Raw genomic sequence first — 22,199 nt, 5'->3', positions numbered from 1 at the left:
AAAGGTCGGGGGCGCCGCGCGGAAACCGGGCCTGCGGGGGATTCAGGTAGCCGGTTTCTGTGGCAGTGGCGAGATCGGCATTCCGGGTCCGATCTTCTGCAGATTGCCTGTTATCACCTGGTCGCCCTCGGAGACGCCGCTGAGGATGGCCACCAGGTCGCCGCTGGTCGGGCCAAGCGAGACCAGCCGCTGGTCGACCGTGTTGCCCTTGCCGACGACGTAGAGGTACTTGCCGAGCTGGCTCGAACCCAGCGCTGTCTGCGGCACCATCAGCGCATCGGGCTGCTGCTTGATATGCAGACGTACGCGAACATACTGGCCGGGCATGAGCGAGAACTTCGCATTGCCGATCGTGGCGCGGGCAGTGATGGTTCCCGTCGAATGGTCGACCGTGTTGTCGATGAAGGTGAGTTCGCCCTTCTGGCTGGACTCGGTCGTGCCCGGCAGCAGAACCTCGACCTCGATCGGCCCGGCCGCGCGGGCCTGCTCGATCTCGGCCAGATCCGTCTCGCTCGGATTGAAGGTGACATAGATCGGATCGAGCTGGACCAGCGTGTTGAGCACGGTGCCGGCGACGCTGACCAGCGTTCCGACCGAGGCCTGGTTGCGGCCGAGGCGCCCGGCGAACGGAGCATGGATCTCGGCGTAGCTCAGGTTGAGTTCCGCCGTGCGTACGGCCGCCTGGTTGAGCGCCAGCGACGCCTGCGCCTGGCGCAAGGTGCTGGTGCGCTGGTCGAAACTGTCTTTGTCCAGGTAACCGCTCTTGGCGAGCTCGGAGCCGCGGCCGAGATTGGAACGCGCATAGTCGAGCGTCGCCGTATCGCGCTGCACCTGGGCTCTCGCCTGATCGAGCGCAGCCTGGAAGTCGTCAGGCGAGATCTTGTAGAGAAGGTCGCCCTGGCGGACATCGGCGCCGTCTTGCGCTGTCTGTTCCTGCAGGTAGCCAGGCACGCGCGCCTGCAGCGTGATGCTGCGGATAGGCTCGATGCGGGCCGCGTAGTCGAGATAGATCGGGATCGTCTTCTTGACCACGCTCGCCACCGGCACCGGCATCACGAATGCCGCCGGAGCCGGCGTCGCCGCCCCGGCCGTAGCGCCGCTCAGCCTGAGATTGCCCATGTCGAGCAGGTGAACGCTGGCCACCGAGATCGCACCCAGCGCGACAGCCGTTCCCAACGCGATTTTCCATTTACGCATGATATTTCTCCAATCTTATTCGGCCGCTTGCGCCAGGGGAGGGAAGGCGGGTTCGGCGGTTGGTTCAGTGTGCTTGGAGGCGGGTTCGCCGCTTTCGCGGCGCTCCCGCAGCTGTTCGATGACCGCGTAGAAGACCGGCACGAACACCAGCGACAGGATGGTCGCGGCGACCATGCCGCCAAAGACGGTGGTGCCGATCGATTGGCGGCTGGCGGCACCGGCGCCGGTGGCGAACATCAGCGGCAGCACGCCGAGGATGAAGGCGAAGGCCGTCATCAGGATCGGCCGCAGTCTCAGCCGCGCGGCTTCCATCGCCGCCTCGACGATGCTCAGGCCTTCCTCGCGCCGCCGTCTTGCGAACTCGACGATCAGGATCGCGTTCTTCGCGGCCAGGCCGATCAGCATGACGAAGCCGATCTGCGAGTAGACGTCAATCTGCATGCCGCGTGCCCACAGTGCGGCGAACGCGCCGAACAAAGCGAGCGGCACCGCCAGCAGCACCATGAACGGCATCGCCCAGCTCTCATACTGCGCCGCCAGGATCAGGAAGACGAAGACGATGGCGAGGCCGAAGACGACGGACGCGATCGATCCTGCCTTGAGCTCCTGGAAGGTGATGCCGGTCCATTCGAAACCGAAATCCCTGGGCAGCGCGGTGGCAGCCGCCCGTTCCATGGCAGCGACGGCCTGGCCCGAGGAGAAGCCGGGTGCGGCGCCGCCATTGATCGAGGCCGATGCATTGTTGTTGTAGTGCGGCACGGTTTCCGGACCGACGAACGGCACCAGCTTGCCCAGCGTGCTGAGCGGCACCATGCCGCCCGACGCGTTGCGCACATAGAGCCGTGAAATGTCGGCGGCACCCGCACGTGCATCCTTGTCGGCCTGGATGGTCACCCGGAAGGTGCGGCCAAACAGGTTGAAGTCATTGACGTAGAGCGAGCCGAGATAGATCTGCAGCGTGTTGAAGACGTCGGGCAGGTTGAGGCCGAGGAGCTTGGCCTTGCTGCGATCGAGGTCGTAATTGAACTGCGGCGTCGAGGTCGAGAACGGCGAGAACAACTGCTGCGGATTGATTTCGGGCTGCTTGCGCGCCTCGGCGATCACGGCTTGCGTCGCGTCATTGAGGGCGTTGCTGCCACGGCCGGTTAGATCCTCGACGACGAACTCGAAGCCGCCCGTGGTGCCGATACCCGGGATCGAGGGCGGATCGAAGGATAGCGCGAAGGCTTCCGGTATCTGCAACAGCTTGCCGCGGACATCGGCGACGAGCTTCGATGCACTCTGGTCGGGAGTACGCTCCTCCCAGGGCTTCAGGATGGCGAACTCGACCGCCGAGTTCGACTGCGCCGCACTGGTCAGGAAGTTCAGGCCGCTGATCGAGCCAACGATGTCGACACCCGGCGTTGCCTGCAGGATGTCACGCGCCTTCTGCGCCACCGCGTCGGTGCGTTCGAGCGAGGCACCGTCGGGCAACTGGATGACGACGAAGAAATAGCCCTGGTCCTCTACCGGAAGGAAGGTCGAGGGCAGCTTCTGCCAGACGAAGTAGGTGGCCACCAGTCCGGCCGCGAACAGGCCGAGCATGATCCAGCGCAAGCGGATAAGGAAGCGCACGCCATGGGCGTAGGCATGCGACAGCCTGTCGAAGCCGGTGTTGAACCAGCGGAACAGGAAGAACTGTGGCCCGTGCCGATGGCGCAGGAAAGCGGCACTGAGCGCAGGGCTCAGCGTCAGCGAATTGAAGGCGGAAATGCCGACCGAAATCGCCACCGTCAATGCGAACTGGTTGTAGAGCTTGCCGGAGACGCCGGGAATGAAGGCGACCGGCACGAACACCGCCATCAGCACGGCGGTGGTGGCGATGATCGGACCGGTGACTTCGGCCATGGCGGCCTTTGTCGCCGCCAGCGGTTTGAGCCCCGCCTCGAGTTGTCGTTCGACATTCTCGACCACGACGATGGCGTCGTCGACGACAAGGCCGATCGCCAGCACCATGCCGAGCAAAGAGAGCATGTTGAGCGAGAAGCCCATCATCTCCATGACGACGAGCGTTGCCACCAGCGACACCGGAATGGCGATGGTCGGGATGATCGTCGTGCGCCAACTCTGCAGGAAGATGAACACCACGGCGACGACCAGCACCAGCGCTTCGCCGAGCGTGATCAGCACGTCATGCATCGAGGCCGAGACGAAACGCGTGGTGTCGTAATGCATGGCGTAGGAGACGCCCTTCGGGAATCGCGTCGACAGCTCCTGCATCTTGTCCTTGACGCGCTGCTGAAGGTCGAGCGCGTTGGAGCCGGGCATCTGGTAGACGGCGAGAACGACGGTAGGGTCCTTGCCGAAGAAGGCCGAGGACGAATATTGCAGCGCGCCGAGTTCGATGCGCGCAACGTCGCGCAGCCGCACCAGCGACCCGCTATCGGTGTTGGCGCGCACCACGATGTCGCCGAATTCCTTCGGGTCGCTCAGGCGGCCGACGGCATTGACCTGCATTTCGAAAGCAGTGCCGGCGGGCGCCGGCGACTGGCCGATCTTGCCGGCCGCCACCTGGACGTTCTGCTCGGCGATGGCATTCTGCACGTCGACGGCGGTGATGCCGAGATTGGCGAGCTTGTCCGGGTCGAGCCAGACGCGCATCGAATAGCGCCGCTCGCCGAAAATCTGCACGTCGCCGACGCCTTGCAGACGCTTCAACGGATCGACGACCTGCAGATAGGCAAGGTTCGAGAGCGCCACCGGGTCGACGGAATTGTCGGGCGAGGTGAGGTTGACGATGAGAACGAAGTTCGGGTTCTGCTTCTTGATCGTCACGCCGCCCTGGTTGACGATCGCCGGCAGCGACGAGGCCGCTTGGCTGACGCGGTTCTGGACGTCGACGGCGGCGGTGCTCAGGGAATAGCCGACATCGAAGGTGATGGTGATGGTCGAGGAGCCGTCATTGGAGCTCGTCGACGACATGTAGGTCATGCCTTGCACGCCGTTGATCTGCTGCTCCAGCGGCGTCGTCACCGTGTCGGCCACGACTTGCGCGCTGGCGCCCGGATAATGGGCGCTGACGACGACCTGTGGCGGGGTGATGTCGGGAAACTGCGACACCGGCAGCAGGAAATAACAAATCGTCCCGGCGAGCACCATGATGATGGCGATCGCCGAGGCGAAGATCGGACGGTGGATGAAGAAGTTTACCACGACACACATGCCTCGCCGGCTGCTCTTGCCCGCCCGAAGGCGCTGGCAACCCTGGACAACTGGCCGTGCCCGTCACGGGCCCGTGAACGCAGCAACGGCACCTCACGACGCTTGGCAAGCGAGCGAAGCATTGACTCGAAGGCGCGGGGGTCGACCCCATCTGCTTTCATGACCAGCCGGATCATTGGATCCCGGACGGCCTCTTCTATGGTAAGATCGCGGCGCTGTGGCATTGGCCGGCTCCTTGTCTGTCGATTCGCAGCCCATGCTCGCGAACCGTTTTTCATTTCCTCACCGGCCGAAGCCGCATGATTGGCAGTTTTTCCGTCGCTCTCGTCTGGCAGGACCAGTTCACGGCCTTGTTATTGACGATCGACGACATAGGTGTTACCAGTAAGTAACATTTGCATAGTTACAGACCGGTAACACCCTAGTCAAGAGGTGGCCGTGGTTTTTAGGAAACGAAAGGAGATCATGATGACAGACGGCGTCGTGGAACGCTCGCGTCCCCGGGATCGAATCCTGGAGACGGCGCGTGACATGTTCCACAAGCACGGCATCAAGGGCGTCGGCGTCGACGCCATCACCGAAGCCGCTGGCACGAACAAGATGACGCTCTATCGTCACTTCGAATCCAAGGACGATCTGATCGTCGAGTGCCTACGCGCCAATGCGGCCAAGGCCGGCGCGATGTGGGAAGCATTCGAGGCTGAATTTCCAGGCGACAAGCTCGCCCAGCTGCATGCCTGGGTCCGCAAGGCGGCTGCAATGCTCAATGCCGACGGCCGTGGCTGCGACATGGCCAATGCCGCCGCTGAGCTGACCGAGCCGGACCATCCGGCCAGGCTGGTGATCAAGGAGCTCAAGGAAGCCCAGCGCGAGCGCCTTGTGACGCTGTGCCGGGATGCGGGAATTGGTCAGGCCGAACTGCTCGCCGACACGCTGTCGCTGTTATTCGAGGGTGCCCGCGTCAGCGTGCAGACCGTGGGTGCCGAGGGCCCGAGCACGCAGTTCGTGCGCATGGCCGAGGGACTGATCGTTTCCTTCCGAGGCACCGCCGCCGGTTGAAATCCGCCGCGACTGCTGGTGATTTACCGGTCGTATGAGCGAGGCGACGCCCCGGCTCATCGGCGCGGGCGGCGGAGGAATTTCCGACACCGAACGAAAAAAGCCCGCTGCCGGGAGGAGGTGGCAGCGGGCTCGATTTCGAATGCGGCGCGGGAGGAGGTGCACCCCATTCAGCGTCGGCATCGCATCTGGGAGGAGTAGATGGCCGACAACCAGAACCTACGAGTTGCCCAATGATTCGGCAACAATGAATTGTGCATAGCAGCTGTGCAGATTTGCCGTGTCAATTATCCTACAAATGCCACAGGCCAGCGTAGCCAACCCGCCCTGCCTCACTGCACCGGCACGTTTTCCCTGAAAATCAGGCGCGGCTCGATGAATTTCCGGGTGAGATAGGGCGCCGACGAGGCAATGGAGCCGAGCAGGCGGATAACCGACTGTTCGGCGATCAGCCGGGCGTTCTGATCGATGACGACATCAACGAGATCATCGACGAGATAACCGCGCGTCTCTCGCGTCAGGTCGTGGCAGATGAACACCGGCTTACGATTGGGCCTGGCTTCGCGGATGGCCTTCGCGACACCGGAGCGTCCGGCGCCGACGCAATAGATGCCGAGCAGATCGGGTTCGTTGCGCAGCGCCTTCATGGTTTCGGCGTAGCTGGCATCCGGCTCGTCGTTGATCTCGACGGCGCTGGTTACGGTGAGGTTGGGAAATTCTTCGCCAAGCACCGAACGGAAGCCCATTTCACGCTCCTCGTGACCGCGATAGGAGCGCGAACCGACGACCATCGCCAGATGACCCTCGCATCCGCCGAGGAAACGCCCCATCAAAAGGGCCGCCGTTCGCCCCGCCACCCGGTTGTCGATGCCGACATAGGCCGAGCGGGGAGCGGCCGGAATATCGGACACCAGCGTCACCAGGCGGATGCCGGCCTCGACGATGTCGCGCAGGATGTTGCGGGTTCGTGGATGGTCTATGGCGATGACACCGACGCCGTTGGCCTTCAGCGACAGGTTTTCGACCGCTGTTTGCAGCGCGCTCGGCGAGATGCCGGCGAGGTTGTGGATCCGGCAGGAGGCGACCAACGGCAGGCGCGATGAATAATCCTCGATGTGCTTTGCCAGATCCTGCATGAAGGCGTTGCTGCCGATCGGTAGGAAGAATTCGAGGTTCGCGGGTTTCGAGGGAAGCGTCACCTGGTCGGCGACCGGCAGATAGCCAAGCTGCTTGGCGGCCTCCATGACGCGTTGCCGGTTGGCGGCGCTGGCACCGGGGCGATTGTTGAGCACCCTGTCGACAGTCGCGGTCGAGAGCCCGCAATTCCTGGCGATGTCGGAGACGGTGGCTTTCATGCCGCAACCCTATGCGCCGATGCGATGGCGCGCCAGACAAGCAATTGAGCAGCTGATGTACAAGGCGATGCGATCCAAGGGACGGGTGATCTACGACCATCACCGCGACGCGCATTCGGCTGCTTCGCCAGGACGGCCTCCCCCGTCCTCAGTGCGATGGCTTGCCGTCGGCGACGGCGTCGCGGATTTCCTTGTCCGACATGCCGGTGATGATCCTCTCGACTTCCGTCACGGTTGTCGTCTTCGGATCGATGTCGTCGGCGACCACCTTGCCCCGGCGCATGACGACGATGCGGTCGACCACCTGGAAGACGTGATGGATGTTGTGCGCGATGAAGATGCAGGAATGACCGGAATCACGGGCGCTGCGCACGAAGCTCAGCACGCCTTGCGTTTCGGCGACGCCGAGATTGTTGGTCGGCTCGTCGAGGATGATGAGGTCGCTGTCGAAATGCATGGCGCGCGCGATCGCCACCGCCTGGCGCTCGCCGCCGGAGAGCGAGCCGATCGGCGTCGTCGGCGGAATGTTCTTCGAGATGCCGACCTGTTTGAGCAGGTCGCGGGCGACCGTGTTCATCGCCTCCTGATCCATGCGATTCAAGAACCGCGGCGGTTTGATCGGCTCGCGCCCGAGGAACAGATTGCGCGCGATCGACAATTGGGTCACCAGTGCGGAATCCTGATAGATGGTCTCGATGCCCTGCGCGATGGCGTCGCTGGTGCTGCGCAAGGTGACCTTCTTGCCGCGAATGAAGATGTCGCCGCTGGTCAGCGGCACCGCGCCCGACAAAACCTTGATCAGCGTCGACTTGCCGGCGCCATTGTCGCCGAGCAGGCCGACGATCTCTCGCTCATTGACATGGAAATTAGCGTCCTCGAGCGCCTGCACGCGGCCGTAGGACTTGCGGATGTTCTGCATGCGGATCAGTGGCTCGGCCATGGTTCAAGTCCCTGCCTGATGCCGGCGTTCCAGCCATGAGTGCAGCGCCATCATGCCAAGGATGATCGCGCCGATGAAGATGTTGTAGGCGAGGCCCGGCACGCCGATCAGCACGATGCCGTTGCGCATCACGCGCAGGATCAGAATGCCGAGCACCGTGCCGATGATGGTGCCGCGTCCGCCGGTCAGCGCCGTGCCGCCGATCACCACCATGGCGATGACTTCGAGTTCGTAGCCGGTGCCGCTGTTGGGGTTGGCGGCGGAGGTGCGCAGCGAGGAAATGACGCCGGCCAGCGAGGCCATGAGCGACGACAGCACGAACAAGCCGATCTTGACGCGGTTGACATTGACGCCGCGGGCGCGCGCCGCATTGGGATTGCCGCCTGCCGCCTGGATCCAGTTGCCGGTCCGGCTTTGCGTCAGCACGTAGCCGAGAGCGATCGCCGCGGCGATGAACCAGAACAACGACATGTAGATGCGGAACGGCCCGATGAAGAAGTCGCCGACCAGCGCTTCCGCCAGCCAGCTGCCCTCCGCGCTCCACGTGCGCTGCGGAAAGCCGTCGGTGATGAAAAGCGCGCTGCCTCGCACCACCAGGAGCATGCCGAGCGTTACCAGGAAGGACGGGATCTTGAGCTGGGTGACGAACCAGCCATTGACCAGGCCGATCAGCGCGGCGACCACCAGCGCGACGACGAAGCCCATTTCCAGCGAGGTGACGCCGCTGTTGAACAGCGTCCACATCAGCACCGGCGAGAAGCCGAACAGCGAGCCGACAGACAGGTCGAATTCGCCCGATGTCATCAGCAGGGTCATTGCCAGCGCGATCAGCCCGAGTTCGACGGTGAAGGCCAGCGTGTTGGAGATGTTCTGCGGCGACAGGAAGTCGTGGTTGAAGCCCCAGAAGACACCGATCTCGACGACGAGCAGCACGAAGGGACCGAATTCAGGCCGCGCGATCAGGCGTTGGATGAGCGAATGATTTTCCACAGGGAATCCGCGACATGATGGGAATGGCTGACGCCTGCGCCGGATCGGACGAGGCTCGGCGAATGGACAAGACAGTCGCGACCGTGGATAGGGTCGCGACTGTTTGGGGCCGGGATGTTACTTGCCGGACAGGATCTTGTCGTAGACCGCGGCGGTGTCCTTCTCATAGAGCGCGCCGGTGATCACGTTGAAGCCAGGAGGAATGCCTGAGGCGGCCATATTCGCGAGCGACAGCGCGACATAGCTGGTCGCCTGCGGGTCCTGCCACTGGCCGGCATTGACGTAGCCGTTCAACACTTCCTGGGTGGTATCGAGCGAATTGCCCCAGCCGACGACCGGGATTTCGCCCGGCTTGACGCCGACCTGGTCGAACACCCGCTTGATCGAGCCGGTGACGAGGTCGCCGAGGCCGATGATGGCTTTTACCTTGCCCTTGTGGGCGGTGAGGTAGTCGACCATGCGGTTGATGACCTCTGCCTGGTCGAGCGTCGCCTCGGTCACTTCATAGGTGATGCCGAGCGGTCCGAAGACGCTCTTGATTCCTTCCTCTTCCTGGACGCCATAGGTGGCGCCGGGGATCTCCACCGGCATCCAGACGAAGTCGCCCTTCTTCACCAGGCCCTTATCGACCAGATACTGTGCCCAATGCTTTCCGAAGGTGACGTTGTCGCCGCCGACATAGGCATTGAAATTGGCCTTGGGATCGGGCGTGTTGAAGTTGATGATCGGGATATTGGCGGCGCGGGCTTCCTTGACGATCTCGACGAGGCTGCCCGGATCGGGGCTGGTGGTGACGATACCGTCTGCCTTGGCGGAGAGGGCGGCGCGAACCGCTTCCTGCTGGGAGGCGACGTCGCCATTGTGGAACGAGGTGTTGACGGTGTTGCCGGTGTCCTTGGCCCATTGCTTGGCGCCGGCCAGGAAGTAGGTCCACACCGGATCGGCCGGGCCGCCATGCGAAATCCAGTAGAAGGTCTTGGCCTGTGCCGCGGCCGGAATGACCGTCAGCGCGACCAGCAAGCCGTAGAGCACAAGTCTCAGTCTTGTCAGCATTTGATTTCCTCCCGGGTTGAAGATGATCCGTCCCTTGTTCCGGCTCTAGCCGGATCCGCGTCTTTTGCCAGCGCCGCTCGGATGCCACAGAGCATTCCCTTTTTCGACGGATGGCAAGCCTCCATCTGCAGATGTAGTTGGCGGCTGACGCCGCGCCATCAGCAGACCCATCAGATTGCATCAGCCGGGGTGACTTTTCAGGGCAGTCGAATGATCGGTGAAGGGGCCGAGCCCGCCAGCACCTTTGTCAGCGTCGATTTGCCGGCGCCGCTTTCGCTAGATGAGATCGGCCTTCGCTAGGTCGCGCATCAGATGGCTGGCGCCGTAGGTCCAGTGCGGGCAATCGGGCGACAACCGCACCCGGTTGACCAGCGCACCGAATTTTTCCGACGAGATGGTGACGATGTCGCCGACCTTGTGGGTAAAGCCCTTGCCCTTCTCGCCGCGATCCTTCGACGGCACGAACATGGTGCCGAGATAGAGCGCCAGCCCGTCCGGATACTGGTGGTGCGGGCCCATCGCGGCAGCAACAAGTTCTTCGGGCGAACGGCTGATCTCGGCCATCGAGCTTGCACCCTCCAACGAGAAGCCATCCTCGCCCTCGACCTTGAGGCGCACGACAGCCTGCTTCACGTCGTCGATGGAGAACGTTTCGTCGAACAGGCGGATGAAGGGCCCAAGCGACGCCGAGGCGTTGTTGTCCTTGGCCTTGCCGAGCAGCAGCGCCGAGCGCCCTTCGACATCGCGCAGATTGACGTCATTGCCGATGGTGGCGCCGACGATCCTGCCGCTCGAGGCGGCGATCATGGCGATTTCCGGCTCGGGATTGTTCCAGGTCGACACCGGGTGCAGGCCGACATCGGCGCCGAAGCCGACCGAGGCCATCGGCTGGCACTTGGTGAAGATTTCGGCGTCGGGGCCGATGCCCACTTCCAGATATTGCGACCAGGCGCCGCGCGCGATCAGCTTGGCCTTGATCTCCATGGCTTCCGGCGAGCCGGGCTTCAGCTTCGACAGATCGTGGCCGATCAGCCCGGCAATGTCGGCGCGGATGGCGTCGGCCTTTTCCGCCGAGCCGCGCGCCTGTTCCTCGATGACGCGCTCGAGCAGGCTGACGACGAAGGTCACGCCCGACGCCTTGACCGCCTGCAGGTCGACCGGGGAGAGGAGACCGGGTTTGGCCGGATCGCGCCTGGCTTCGAAACTGTTGTTCGCGATGTCGTCGAGCGAGCCGATCGGCTTGCCCTTGGCCGAGCGCAGATAGCCGGCCGGATCGGCCATCTCGCAGATGTCGCGCACGGTCGGAGCCGCCCTCGAGGTGATGTCGAAGACGGTGCCGTCACGCACCGTGACCACAAGCGGATGCGACGCGCTTTTGGCGCGGCCGACAAAAAGGCCTTCGGCAGGCAGATGTGTCGCGTTGGTCATGCGTGCGGTCCTCTGATCACCGAAAGATGCGGGCGTGCCGGGTTGGCGCGGCACTTTCACCGGATTCCTTTCAAAGGTCCATCCCATCGATGGCGATCAAAGGTGCTGTGTTTTGGCCATGAATCCGGGCTTTAGGCACCGCGGAAACTGGACGGCGTTTTCAAGAGCATGAAATTTGCGGCGGTTTTTTCACCTTTGTCGCAGGGCCTCGGGCGACCTGAGACCGTGACCACAACCATCTCTGGCGGCCGAATTCCGCTTGACAGTTTCATGAATATGAAAAAGTCTTAGTCAATTTCAAAATCTCGGTGAGCAGGTCGATGTCGACCATCGTTGCAACGCAAGCCCAAGAGGCCCGCTCTTCATCGGGCTTCCGGTTTGCCATGCTGCTGCCGGGGGCGCTGGTCACCTTCCTGCTGATCCTGTTTGCGCTAGGCCTTGTGCTGTTCCTGGCCTTCCGCGGCAATGACGGTTCGCTGCTCGGCGTTGGGTTGACCATCGGAAACTTTGTCACTGTGGCGACAGATCCGCTCTACTGGACTGTGACGCTGCGCTCGCTGGTCATCGCCGGCCTCGTGACGCTGGCAACGGTCGTCACCGCCTATCCCGTCGCCTACTATCTTGCTTTCCATGCCGGGCGGCGGCGTGGCCTGCTGCTGTTCCTGGTGACGCTGCCGTTCTGGACCAGCTATCTCCTGCGCGTCTTCGCCTGGAAGATCGTGCTCGCCTACAATGGTGTCCTGAACTCGGCGCTGATCGAAAGCGGCATCTGGTCAGAGCCGACTTTGGCCTTTCTGAACACGCCGGCGGCGGTGGTCGTCACGCTCGCCCACGCTTATGCGCCCTTCGCCATCCTGCCGATCTATGTGGCGCTGGACACCATCCCGAAATCGCTGCTCGAAGCTGCCTCTGACCTCGGCGCCCGGCCATTCACCGCGTTCCGTCGCGTCGTGCTGCCCAATTCGATGCCAGGCGTGCTGGCCGCGGCGCTCGTCGTCTTCGTGCCGACGGTCGGCGACTATGTCACCCCGGCCATGGTCGGCGGCCCGGGGAGTACCATGATCGGCACGCTGATCCAGTCGCAGTTCGGCAAGGCCAACGACTGGCCGTTCGGCGCGGCACTTTCGGTCTGCGTCATGCTTGTCATCCTGGTCGTGGTGCTGGTCGCGCGCGGCGCCGACCGCCGGTTTGGCAGCCGCACATGAGAGCCGGACGCGCCATCACGAAACGGGATGGAAGCTGGCTCGGCCTCTACGTCCTTGCCTATCTCGTCTTCCTCTATCTGCCAGTCCTGCTGATCCCGCTGTTTTCCTTCAACGATTCCATCCAGGCGGCGTTTCCGCTGCAAGGCTTCACGCTGCAATGGTACCAGACGCTTTACGGCAACCCGGCGCTGTCGGGCGCGCTGTTGAACAGCCTCGTCATCGGCGTCATCGCGGCTTGCGGCGCCACGCTGTGCGGCATCACCGTTTCCTACATGGACCTCTACGGCCGCTCGCCATTGGCCGCCACCATCAGCGCCATCGCCCGGCTGCCGATCCTCATCCCCGGCGTCATTGTCGGCATATCGCTGCTGATCCTGGTCAATCTGATCGGCCTTGGGCCGTCACGCGTCGCCATCGTGCTCGGCCACATCCTGGTGGCGCTGCCGACCACGGTGGTGATCATGCGCAGCCGTTTCGCCGCCATCCCCAAGACGGTTCGCGAGGCGGCGCTCGACCTCGGCGCTTCCGACTGGACGACGTTCCGGCGCGTCATGCTGCCGCTCAGCCTGCCTGCCGTGCTGTCGGCCTTCATGCTCGCCTTCCTGATCTCCTTCGACGAATTCATCGTCGTTTTCTTCCTTGCCGGCACCGAGCCGACCCTGCCGCTCTACATCTGGAGCCAGCTGCGCTTCCCCCGCTCGCTGCCGACCGTGATGGCGCTGGGGACGGTGATACTGGCCGTGTCCTTCATCATCGCCGGCACCGCCGAGATCCTGCGCCACCGCGGACTCGGCGCCCAGCGCCGCAATTCAGCCTGACCACAACAACAATGAGAGGAGAACGAAAATGGCATACCACATGAGATCTCTGACCGGACACAACGCCCGCGCCGGCCTCGCCGCATTGGCGCTCGCCTTGTCTTCGACCGTGGCGCTGGCCGCCGAAAAGCTGCAATATTTCACCTGGTCGGGCTACGAGCTGCCCGACTTCAACAAGAGCTTCCTTGCCGCCCACCCTGACGGCGTCGAGGCCTCGATCTTCGGTGACGACGACGACGCCTTCACCAAGGTCAAGGCCGGTTTCCGGCCCGACATCGCGCATCCCTGTTACGACAAGGTGGCGCGCTGGAACAAGGAAGGCCTGCTGCAGCCGATCGACACCAAGCGCATCAAGAACTGGGATTCGATCTTCCCGGTGTTCAAGAACCTGCCCGACCTTCAGGCCGGCGACGGCAAGGTCTGGATGGTGCCGTGGGACTGGGGCAACACCTCTATCCTCTACCGCACCGATCTGGTGAAGAACCCCGAGGCAAGCTGGAACCTCCTGTGGGACAAGCAATATGCCGGCCGCATGGCGACCATCGACGCCGTGCACGATACGCCAATCGTTGCCGCACTGCTCGCCGGCGTCAATCCGTTCGACATGACACCCGAGCAGATGGACAAGGTCGCGGCAAAACTGCGCGAACAGCGCCCGCTGCTGTCGAGCTATACCACCGACATGACTTCGGTCGAGCAGGCGCTGGCCAGCGGCCAACTGGTTGCCGCCATGACCTGGAACGCGTCCGCCACCTCGCTGAAAAAACAGGGCGTGCCGGTCGAATTCATGAAGCCGAAGGAGGGCATGCTGACCTGGGCCTGCGGCTTCGTCATGTTGAAGGACGCCAAGAATGTCGATCTCGCCTATGACTTCATCAACAGCCGGTTGGATGCCGATTCGGGCAAGTTCCTGATCCAGTCCTACGGCTACGGCAGCTCGCTGAGCACTGCCTTCGCCGGTGTATCCAAGGAGGAACTGGAGAAACTGCAGCTGCCGGCCGACCCGGATGTCATGCTGAAGAGCACGATCTTCACCGGCCCGATGAAGCAGAATGACGATATGGCGAAGATGTTCGAGAAGGTGAAAGCCGGCGGCTGAGGGCCAATCGCCGAAGGGCGGCGCCGCCCCTCATCGCCCTGCCGGGCACTTCTCCCCGTATAGTGACGGGGAGAAGTGGCTGCCCCAGCGTCGTCTTTCTTCCTGCAACGCTGGCGATTGGCGAAATCCGCGATGACAGCGCCCCTCTCCCCGTCCCTTACGGGGAGAGGATGCCGGCAGGCAGGTGAGGGGCAGCACCAGCTTCCGGCAAGATACGATCCGACTCTGATGCCGGCCTTGTCAGCCGCCGGCGCAGATGACTGCAATCGAAGGACCAACGGATGGACATAGTCGACGAAGCCGCCGAAAAACCCAAGGACGATGCCGATATTCGCGTCGGCCGGCGCGTGCGGGCGCTGCGGCTTGAGCGCCGCCTTTCGCTGGCCGAACTGGCGGCAAAGGCCGGCGTGTCGATCGGAGCGCTGAGCCAGATAGAGCGCGGCATGTCCTCGCTGCGCGTCAAGGTGATCTGGCCACTCGCCGCCGCGCTCGATATCGAGCCGTCGGCGCTGATCGCGGACGGCAACGACGCGGTCAACGACCTCTATTGCGTGCGCGCCGACAAGCGCCGAGCGATTCCGGTGAAGTCTGAAGGCATAGCCAAGGCGCTGCTGTCACCGCCGGGCGCGACGCTCACCGGCATGCTGGTGACGGTGGAAGCCGATGGCGGCACGGCGGAAGCCTATGCTCATGCCGGCCATGAATTCGGCTATGTGCTAGCGGGCGAGGTCGAACTGGTGGTGGATTCGACAAGATACGGGCTGAAGACCGGCGACAGTTTTGCCTTCAAGAGCACGCTGTTGCACGCTTTCCGCAATCCCGGCGCCGAGCAATGCCGGATCCTCTGGGTCAACACCACGAAACCCTCCGAGGTTCGCGATGGCGCCTGATCCACTCGTCAGGCTTCAGGCCGTCTCGAAGGTTTTCCCCGGCGGCATCGTCGGACTCGATGCCGTCGACCTCGACATTTTCAGCGGCGAGTTCATCACGCTGCTCGGGCCGTCGGGCTGCGGCAAGACCACCAGCCTGCGCGTCATCGCCGGCTTCGAAAGCCCGTCGAGCGGCAAGGTCTTGCTCGACGGCCGCGACATCACGGCCCTTCGGCCCTTCGATCGGCCTGTCAACACCGTGTTTCAGGACTACGCGCTGTTTCCGCACATGAACGTCGCCGAAAATGTCGGCTTCGGCCTGTCCCTGCGAAAACTCACCGGCGCCGAGCAGGCAAAGCGCGTCGGCGAAGCCCTCGACATGGTCGGCCTCGCCGACAAGCTTCGCGCCCGCGTCTTGGAACTCTCGGGCGGCCAGCGCCAGCGTGTCGCGCTCGCCCGCGCCATCGTCTGCGAGCCGCGCGTGCTGTTGCTCGACGAGCCGTTGTCGGCGCTCGACGCGCATCTGCGCGAACAGATGCAGGTTGAACTGAAGCGTCTGCAGTCGCGGCTCGGCACCACCTTCGTCATGGTCACCCACGACCAGACCGAGGCGCTGTCGATCTCCGACCGCATCGTCGTCATGAACAAGGGCCGCATCGAGCAGATCGCGCCGCCGGCGACACTCTATGACCGGCCCGCCACCAAGTTCGTCGCCAGCTTCATCGGCACGATGAACCTCCTGCAGTCGCGCTTTCTCGGCCGCGATGGCGAGCGTTTGCGCTTTGCCGCCGGTGACCTGCCGCTGGAGGCTATATCAGATAATGGCGAGACGCCGGCCGCGGGCGACACACGTACCATCGGCGTGCGCCCGGAGGATTTGCTGGCGGCCGCCGAGGCAGCCGACGGCACCGCGCCGGCGCGGGTGAGCGGTGTCGTCTTCCACGGCCGCACGTTGCGCCTTCACGCCCAGATAGGGCAGGGGACCTACATCGTCATCGATGCCCCGCGCCAGGCCGAAGGCGTTCAATTCAGCGTCGGCGACGTGGCGCATATCAGCCTGCGCCGTGGCGCCAACTGCCCTGTGCTGCCCGGCTGACCACCTTCGCAAAGTCACCGCACAGCTGCGCGGGCACATGCTGCAAGGAGCGGTGTTGGCCCCGGTTTTTGCTTGTTGGTCCGGATTTCGTGCTGATCCACAGTCTCATCGGCAAAGGCGTCTACGAGGAGTGTGGACGTTGGCAATTGACCGGTCAGGACGATTCCCTGGCCAGTATGTGAGAAATCGTCGTCACACAGCTGCGCTATCTCGATCGTCCTGACACGGCTTGTCAGCTGTCATGCGGGCACAGGTGGCGGGCCGGCAAGCGCTTCCCTACTTCGAGTGCGTCTGAACAGGAGGAACACAAAATGACCATTACGGACATTGCAAAGGATTTCACCGAGCTCCTCAAGCAGGGAGACCACAACGGCGCCGCCGAGAAGTACAATGCCGATGACATCGCCAGCTACGAAGCCATGGAGGGGCCGATGGCCGTCAGCCACGGCAAGGCGGCCCTCAGGCAGAAAAGCCAATGGTGGCAGGAGAACCACGAAGTCCATGGTGGCTCGGTCGAAGGCCCTTATGTCAACGGTGACCAGTTCGCGGTGCGCTTCACGTTCGACATCACGCCCAAGGCCACCGGCCAGCGTGTAACCATGGACGAGGTTGGCCTCTACACGGTCAAGAACGGCAAGATCGCTGAAGAGCGTTTTTACTACTGAGGCCGGAAATTCCAGCCCTTCTTAGAGCCTGCGCTCTCCGCTGCAGGGCTGAAAGACGAGCATGGCGGCAGGGGCAATCCCTTGGCCGCCATGTGACGCTCACATCGTCTTTACATACTCTGCAAGCTGGTCGGCCACCGTGCCCCAGCCGTCGAAGAAACCCATTTCCTCGTGATTGTCGCGGGTTGCCTCGTCGCGGTGTATGGCGGTCGCGGTATAGCGCGTGCCCCTGCCTTCGGGCGTGAGCGCGATGACCGCTGTGATGAAGGGCTCGCCTGACGGGCGATAGCCCGACAGCAGCGCATCCGTCCACACCAGCCGCTCGTTCGGCGCGATCTCCAGATAGCAGCAATGGCGGTCGCTGACTTCCTTGCCGTCGGGCGACTGCATGCGTGTCCTAAACAGTCCGCCTGGCCGCAGATCGATCTCGCAATCGGTGATCAGCCAGGGTTTTGGCGTGAACCATTGCCTGACATGCTCCGGCGTCGTCATGGCGCGCCACAAAAGTTCGCGCGGCGCGTCGAGCACGCGCTCCAGCACGAGGTCCAGTCTGGGATCCGGCTTGAAAGGGTAGCTCATTTTTCCTGCTCCTTGAGGGTCATCACATAGGCGTCAAACTGATCGAGGCGGCGCTCCCACAGTGTCCGCTGTTCGGCCAGCCAGTTCTCGGCGAGCTTCAGCGGTTCGGGCGCCAGTTGATAGGTTCGGGTGCGGCCGCTCTTTTCCGATCGCACCAGCCCGCAGCCTTCCAGCACCTTGAGGTGCTCGATAAAGGAGGGGAGTGCCATCTCGAAAGGCTGCGCCAGTTCACTGACCGAGGCTGGGCTCCTGTTCAGCCGTTCGACCACGCGGCGACGCGTCGGGTCGGCAAGAGCTCGGAAGATGCCGTCGATCGGCGGTGGGTCGAGGCTGGCGGTCTGCAGGCTCATCGTCAGATTTCCCCGCCCTGCAGCACCTGTTAGACGAGCTCGACCGCGCCGTTCGGGGAGGTGTGCGTGGCGGTGAGCCGCAAATTGGTCGCGTCCTCGGTCCGGTCGAAGAATGCGGCGCCGCTGCCCAGGATGACGGGAAACACCATCAGCCGGTATTCGTCGACCAGGCCGTGTCGGCGGAGCGCGTTGGCCAGCATGCGGCTGCCGCCGACGAGAATGCCGCCCTTCAGGCTTTGCTTGAGCCTGGCCACGGCCGCCATCGGCTCGCCCTGTAGAACGATGGTATTGTTCCAGGCTGGATCTTTAAGTGTCGAGGAGACGACATATTTCGGCATGCCGTTCATGCGGTCGGCAAATGGCCCCTTATAGGCCGGCCAGGCGCCAGCGAAGCTTTCATAAGTCACCCTTCCGATCAGCAGTGCCTCGTGGTCGAGCACTTCCTTGAATTTGTGCTCGATCTGCTTTGCCTCGTGGCGCTTGCCCACCCAATTGGTGTGCCGGTAGCCAGGCTCGCCGCCCGGCGCTTCCGACACGCCGTCGATCGATATGAGTTCCGCAACGACAAGCTTGCCCATGATTTCTCGACCCATGATCCGATTTGGTTGGAGCAAATACTTAGGAAAAAACCTTAGTATTGGCAAGGGCCAAATTCGAACGATCGCGAAACACTGGCAATGCGGATAGGGCAAGCCTAGGCTCGGCAAGATTCGAAATTTCATCCGAACGAGGTCATTCGTGACGATCACCATGTACGGCATCACCACCTGCGACACGGTCAGGAAAGCACGCGTCTGGCTGGAAGGTCACGACGTTGCCTATCGCTTCCACGATTTTCGCGCGGAGGGGTTGGACGCGAAGCGGCTGGATGGCTGGGCCGGCAAGGTCGGTTGGGAAAAGCTGCTCAACAAGGGCAGCACGACGTTTCGCGAATTGGCCGACAAGGACAAGCAAGGCCTTGATGAGAAGAAGGCCAAGGCGCTGATGCTCGCCAAGCCGACGATGGTCAAGCGGCCGGTGCTGGAGGTCGGCGATCAGGTTCTGGTTGGCTTCAAGCCGGAGGTTTATGAGCAGGCTGTGAAGTAGGGCCCGGCAGGCGCCGCACCCTATCCAGTCGTCATCCTATGGCGAAGCAAGGAGCGAAGCGACGCGGAGCTGACTCCTGGAGCTGCTCCGCAGCCCAAGGGATCCATGCCGGGACTCCGGAGCGCCACTACGGTCCAGAATTCTGCTCCACAGCGTCCCCCGGCTTAGGCCGCGGCATGGATCCTCGGGTCAAGCCCGAGGATGACGAAGGATAGGTTACTGTCCTCTCAGATACCCCGCCAACGCCACCGCATTGTTGTGCGCCTCATTATGCGCGCCATAGAGGAGCGTCACCCGACCTTTGCCGAGGAGGGCACGAAGCTGCGCAACCGCCTCACCGTTGCCATCCAGTTCGGCCCCGTACCGCTCCTGAAATTCCGCCCAACGCGCCGGTACATGTCCGAACCACTTGCGTAAATCATCGCTCGGCGCGATCTCCTTCAGCCACAGCGTCAGCGCGGCATCTTGTTTGCTGATGCCGCGCGGCCAGATGCGGTCGACCAGAATCCGCTGCCCGTCATCGGCTGCGGGTTGCTCGTAAATCCGTTTCACCATGAGGTCGAAGGCCACCGGACCCTCCCGCAAGCCTGCCCTCAGGCCCACTCGCCCTTGCGCATCACCGGGACGCGGCCGCCGTCCTTGTGGACGCCGTCTATGTCGATCTTGTCCGAGCCGATCATCCAGTCGATGTGGATAAAACTCTTGTTGCCGCCGCGCGCCGCGATCTCGTCCTGGCTGAGCGAGGCGCCATCGACGAAGCATTTCGAATAGCACTGGCCGAGCGCGATGTGGCAGGCGGCGTTTTCGTCGAACAGCGTGTTGAAGAACAGCAGGCCGCTGGCCGAGATCGGCGAGGAATGCGGCACCAAAGCCACTTCGCCGAGACGGCGCGCGCCCTCATCGGTGTCGAGCACTTTCTTCAAGACATCCTCACCCTTCGAAGCTTTAGCCTCGACGATGCGCCCGTCCTGGAAACGCACCGAGATCTCGTCGATCAGCGTGCCCTGGTAGGAGAGCGGCTTGGTCGAGGAGACATGGCCCTCGACGCGCCTGGCATGCGGTGTGGTAAAGACCTCCTCGGTCGGAATGTTGGGATTGCACGTGATGCCGTTCTTGGCGGTCGACGCGCCGCCCATCCATTCATGGCCATCCGCCAGCCCGACCGTCAGGTCGGTGCCCGGTCCGGTGAAATGCAGGGTGTGGAAGTTATGGCCGTTCAGCCATTCGGTGCGGCCTCTGAGCGCTGCATTGTGCGCCGTCCAGTTTGCGATGGGGTCTTCCACGTCGACCCGTGACGCCGCGAAGATGGCGTCGGCGAGCTTGACCACCGCGACATCGTCGGCATCGCCGGGAAAGACCTGCCTGGCCCAGGCGAGGTCCGGATAGGCGACTATGTTCCAGTTGATGTCGAAGCCGGTGATCTTTTCCAGCGCCGGCTGGTAGGCCATCGAATTCGCCTTGTTGGCGCGCGCCACTTTCGCCGGATCCTGTGCCGACAACAGCGACGGATCCTCGCCGCGCACGGCAAGCCGTGCCGCATTGTTGGAAAAAGCCTTCGCCATGCCTTCATAGAGCCAGCCGGCGGCATGGTCGAAACCCGCGTCGGCGCCATAGCGGTAGCGCGCCAGCGTCATCTCGTCATCGTTGAAGATCGGCGTCACCAGCCCGGCGCCGGCCTTGTAGGCGTGCTCGACGATCCGTCTGGTCAGCGGCAGGGCCGCGATTGAAGAGGTCAGCACCAGATCCTGTCCGGGTTGCAATTGCAGTCCGACCTTGATGGCGACTTCCGCCAGCCTGTCGAGCTTCACCGGGTCGATCGTTGCGGAAACGCCGCGCGAATGTGTGGTCATGGTCCTGCCTGTCGTCGTTGGATTTCTCGATCTACATAGACCGGCGGCACGGTGCTTTCCACCGTGATCGCACCGGCGGGCCCTGCGGTCGCCGATCCGAACCGCGCCATCGTTGCCTCGATCTCTTGCCTGATCCAGGTCTTGAAGTCCCGGACCTTGCGGCTTTCCGTCTTGGCTGACGAGGTCACCAGCCAATAGCCGAGCCCGCTCTGGGCGCGGATGCCGAACGGCGCGACCAACCGACCGTCGGCCAGCGCATCCGCCGCCAGCAATTGCCAGCCCAGCATCACGCCATGGCCGGCGATCGCCGATTCCAGGCAAAGCATCGGGTCGGTGAAGCGCGCTCCTTTCTGGAAGGTGACCGGTGGGACGCCGGCGGCCGCGAACCAGCTTTCCCAGTTGATCATCGCCCGCTCGTCCGTGATGGCGCAGGTCTGGGCGAGGTCCTCGATCGAGCCCAGTTTCCTGGCGATCACTGGGGCACAGACCGGAAAAACCTCCTGTGCCAGAAGCAGTTCCGATCGTCCGCCCGGCCATTTGCCGTCGCCGAGCCGGATGGCGATGTCGATGTCGGAATGATCCAGATTGGCCAGCCGCACCGACGCATCGATGCGCAGCAGTACATTGGGATGTCTATCGAAGTGACGCGACAATCGCGGCAGTAGCCATTTCGAAGCGAAGGCGGGTGCCACCGAGACGACCAATGTGCATTGGGTCGCTTCGTCGGCCAGCGCCACGGCATGGGCAAGCTCGCGAAAGCCGGCGCCGAGGCGGGTCGCGAAAACGGCGCCGAACTCGGTCAGTACCAAACCGCTCGCCGTGCGCTCGAACAGCGCCTGGCCGAGCTGCTTCTCGGTACGGCTGATCTGCTGGCTGACGGCACTGACAGAAACGTTGAGTTCGCCGGCCGCCGCCGCGAGCGAGCCGAGACGGGCAACGGTTTCGACGGCGCGAAGGCCGTTGAGATGGACGCGGTTGAGCATGGCCATTTGAGATTTTCTAAACTGTTCCGTCTGAAATCTCAATTGAAAGGCGCGCCGGAACAGCAGACTTTGTCGATGGGAAAGAGACCCGTGGAGCCGGAAATGCTGAGCATGCTGTCATCGTTGAAGGGTCTATTCGCCGTCGGCACGCCGTCCGGGCCATGTTCGCGGAGCGATATGCAGACATGGCTTACCGATCCGCTGTCGCATCCCGTGCTGGACACCATGTCGGAGCGTGAACTCGGTGATGTGCCGTTCAGGCTGACGGCGCGACGGACCGTACATGAGACCGCTTCATTGCGCGACCGTTCCGGCGGACACTGCTGAGCGGACGCCGCACCCATCCATTTAAGGAAAAGTCGAGGCGATCGCGCCG

Annotated in this window: 22 protein-coding genes; 9 read left to right on the top strand and 13 right to left on the bottom strand. The window is 63.2% G+C overall.

Annotated elements, in window-relative coordinates; translation table 11 throughout:
- Window positions 1-42 precede the first annotated feature (42 nt).
- Both EB233_RS25215 and EB233_RS25210 read right to left on the bottom strand, forming a co-directional pair.
- Window positions 43-1,197 (bottom strand): efflux RND transporter periplasmic adaptor subunit, encoded by a 1,155-nt coding sequence (locus EB233_RS25215; protein ID WP_027055775.1) that lies wholly within the window; start codon window positions 1,195-1,197, stop codon window positions 43-45.
- A gap of 15 nt (window positions 1,198-1,212) precedes the next feature.
- Window positions 1,213-4,389 (bottom strand): efflux RND transporter permease subunit, encoded by a 3,177-nt coding sequence (locus EB233_RS25210; protein WP_064989510.1) that lies wholly within the window; start codon window positions 4,387-4,389, stop codon window positions 1,213-1,215.
- A 477-nt stretch (window positions 4,390-4,866) separates the two neighbouring features.
- Between EB233_RS25210 and EB233_RS25205 the strand changes: the two genes are divergently transcribed.
- Window positions 4,867-5,457, top strand: coding sequence for a TetR/AcrR family transcriptional regulator (locus EB233_RS25205; protein ID WP_064989511.1), 591 nt, complete (start codon window positions 4,867-4,869; stop codon window positions 5,455-5,457).
- Window positions 5,458-5,789: 332 nt separating this feature from the next.
- Here the strand turns inward: EB233_RS25205 and EB233_RS25200 are convergent, their stop codons facing one another.
- The 5 genes from EB233_RS25200 to EB233_RS25180 all read right to left on the bottom strand — a co-directional run bounded on the left by EB233_RS25200 (window position 5,790) and on the right by EB233_RS25180 (window position 11,223).
- Window positions 5,790-6,812 (bottom strand): LacI family DNA-binding transcriptional regulator, encoded by a 1,023-nt coding sequence (locus EB233_RS25200; protein WP_064989460.1) that lies wholly within the window; start codon window positions 6,810-6,812, stop codon window positions 5,790-5,792.
- A gap of 148 nt (window positions 6,813-6,960) precedes the next feature.
- The gene (locus EB233_RS25195) at window positions 6,961-7,752 is read right to left on the bottom strand and encodes an ATP-binding cassette domain-containing protein (protein WP_027055770.1); all 792 of its coding nucleotides are present in this window, start codon (window positions 7,750-7,752) and stop codon (window positions 6,961-6,963) included.
- A gap of 3 nt (window positions 7,753-7,755) precedes the next feature.
- The gene (locus EB233_RS25190) at window positions 7,756-8,742 is read right to left on the bottom strand and encodes an ABC transporter permease (protein WP_027055769.1); all 987 of its coding nucleotides are present in this window, start codon (window positions 8,740-8,742) and stop codon (window positions 7,756-7,758) included.
- Window positions 8,743-8,859: 117 nt separating this feature from the next.
- Entirely contained in the window at window positions 8,860-9,795 is a 936-nt protein-coding gene (locus EB233_RS25185) for a substrate-binding domain-containing protein (protein ID WP_027055768.1), read from the bottom strand.
- Window positions 9,796-10,071: 276 nt separating this feature from the next.
- A complete protein-coding gene (locus tag EB233_RS25180) occupies window positions 10,072-11,223 on the bottom strand; it encodes a fumarylacetoacetate hydrolase family protein (protein ID WP_064989512.1) in 1,152 nt (383 codons plus the stop codon).
- Between the two features lie 320 nt (window positions 11,224-11,543).
- Here EB233_RS25180 and EB233_RS25175 point away from each other — a divergent pair, with 320 nt between their 5' ends.
- The 6 genes from EB233_RS25175 to EB233_RS25150 all read left to right on the top strand — a co-directional run bounded on the left by EB233_RS25175 (window position 11,544) and on the right by EB233_RS25150 (window position 16,975).
- Entirely contained in the window at window positions 11,544-12,428 is an 885-nt protein-coding gene (locus tag EB233_RS25175) for an ABC transporter permease (RefSeq protein ID WP_064989461.1), read from the top strand.
- A complete protein-coding gene (locus EB233_RS25170; RefSeq protein ID WP_064989462.1) occupies window positions 12,425-13,246 on the top strand; it encodes an ABC transporter permease in 822 nt (273 codons plus the stop codon). The genes EB233_RS25175 and EB233_RS25170 overlap by 4 nt, the downstream gene beginning before the upstream one ends.
- 28 nt (window positions 13,247-13,274) lie before the next feature.
- Window positions 13,275-14,345 (top strand): ABC transporter substrate-binding protein, encoded by a 1,071-nt coding sequence (locus EB233_RS25165; RefSeq protein ID WP_064989463.1) that lies wholly within the window; start codon window positions 13,275-13,277, stop codon window positions 14,343-14,345.
- A 281-nt stretch (window positions 14,346-14,626) separates the two neighbouring features.
- Window positions 14,627-15,235, top strand: a complete 609-nt coding sequence (locus EB233_RS25160; protein ID WP_064989464.1) for a cupin domain-containing protein — start codon at window positions 14,627-14,629, stop codon at window positions 15,233-15,235.
- Window positions 15,225-16,310, top strand: a complete 1,086-nt coding sequence (locus tag EB233_RS25155) for an ABC transporter ATP-binding protein (RefSeq protein ID WP_064989465.1) — start codon at window positions 15,225-15,227, stop codon at window positions 16,308-16,310. The genes EB233_RS25160 and EB233_RS25155 overlap by 11 nt, the downstream gene beginning before the upstream one ends.
- A gap of 311 nt (window positions 16,311-16,621) precedes the next feature.
- Window positions 16,622-16,975 carry a SnoaL-like domain-containing protein gene (locus tag EB233_RS25150; RefSeq protein ID WP_064989466.1) on the top strand — a complete coding sequence of 118 codons (354 nt, stop codon included), beginning with the start codon at window positions 16,622-16,624 and terminating at the stop codon, window positions 16,973-16,975.
- A gap of 99 nt (window positions 16,976-17,074) precedes the next feature.
- Here the strand turns inward: EB233_RS25150 and EB233_RS25145 are convergent, their stop codons facing one another.
- Genes EB233_RS25145 through EB233_RS25135 form a run of 3 tightly spaced genes read right to left on the bottom strand, consistent with a single transcriptional unit; the run spans window position 17,075 to window position 18,482 of the window.
- On the bottom strand, window positions 17,075-17,554 hold the full coding sequence (locus EB233_RS25145; RefSeq protein ID WP_064989467.1) for an SRPBCC family protein: 480 nt from the start codon (window positions 17,552-17,554) through the stop codon (window positions 17,075-17,077).
- On the bottom strand, window positions 17,551-17,904 hold the full coding sequence (locus EB233_RS25140; protein WP_064989468.1) for an ArsR/SmtB family transcription factor: 354 nt from the start codon (window positions 17,902-17,904) through the stop codon (window positions 17,551-17,553). The genes EB233_RS25145 and EB233_RS25140 overlap by 4 nt, the downstream gene beginning before the upstream one ends.
- Before the next feature lie 29 nt (window positions 17,905-17,933).
- Window positions 17,934-18,482, bottom strand: coding sequence for a dihydrofolate reductase family protein (locus EB233_RS25135; RefSeq protein WP_064989469.1), 549 nt, complete (start codon window positions 18,480-18,482; stop codon window positions 17,934-17,936).
- A gap of 160 nt (window positions 18,483-18,642) precedes the next feature.
- On the opposite strand from EB233_RS25135, the gene EB233_RS25130 reads away from it, so the two are divergent.
- Window positions 18,643-18,990 carry an ArsC family reductase gene (locus EB233_RS25130; RefSeq protein WP_064989470.1) on the top strand — a complete coding sequence of 116 codons (348 nt, stop codon included), beginning with the start codon at window positions 18,643-18,645 and terminating at the stop codon, window positions 18,988-18,990.
- Between the two features lie 216 nt (window positions 18,991-19,206).
- Here the strand turns inward: EB233_RS25130 and EB233_RS25125 are convergent, their stop codons facing one another.
- The 3 genes from EB233_RS25125 to EB233_RS25115 are packed head-to-tail and all read right to left on the bottom strand — an operon-like array spanning window position 19,207 to window position 21,829.
- Window positions 19,207-19,560: a DUF488 domain-containing protein gene (locus EB233_RS25125; protein ID WP_081294067.1), complete on the bottom strand. Its 354-nt coding sequence runs from the start codon at window positions 19,558-19,560 to the stop codon at window positions 19,207-19,209.
- A gap of 23 nt (window positions 19,561-19,583) precedes the next feature.
- Entirely contained in the window at window positions 19,584-20,840 is a 1,257-nt protein-coding gene (locus EB233_RS25120; protein ID WP_064989471.1) for an aminopeptidase, read from the bottom strand.
- Complete coding sequence (locus EB233_RS25115) at window positions 20,837-21,829, bottom strand: LysR substrate-binding domain-containing protein (RefSeq protein ID WP_064989472.1); 993 nt, start codon at window positions 21,827-21,829, stop codon at window positions 20,837-20,839. The genes EB233_RS25120 and EB233_RS25115 overlap by 4 nt, the downstream gene beginning before the upstream one ends.
- Between EB233_RS25115 and EB233_RS25110 the strand changes: the two genes are divergently transcribed.
- Window positions 21,806-22,150, top strand: coding sequence for a hypothetical protein (locus EB233_RS25110; RefSeq protein ID WP_343064832.1), 345 nt, complete (start codon window positions 21,806-21,808; stop codon window positions 22,148-22,150). The genes EB233_RS25115 and EB233_RS25110 overlap by 24 nt on opposite strands.
- Window positions 22,151-22,199 lie beyond the last annotated feature (49 nt).

Origin of the sequence: Mesorhizobium erdmanii, from assembly GCF_013170725.1 — a bacterium.
Lineage (GTDB): Bacteria > Pseudomonadota > Alphaproteobacteria > Rhizobiales > Rhizobiaceae > Mesorhizobium > Mesorhizobium erdmanii.
This window is presented reverse-complemented; position numbering and strand designations above follow the sequence as displayed.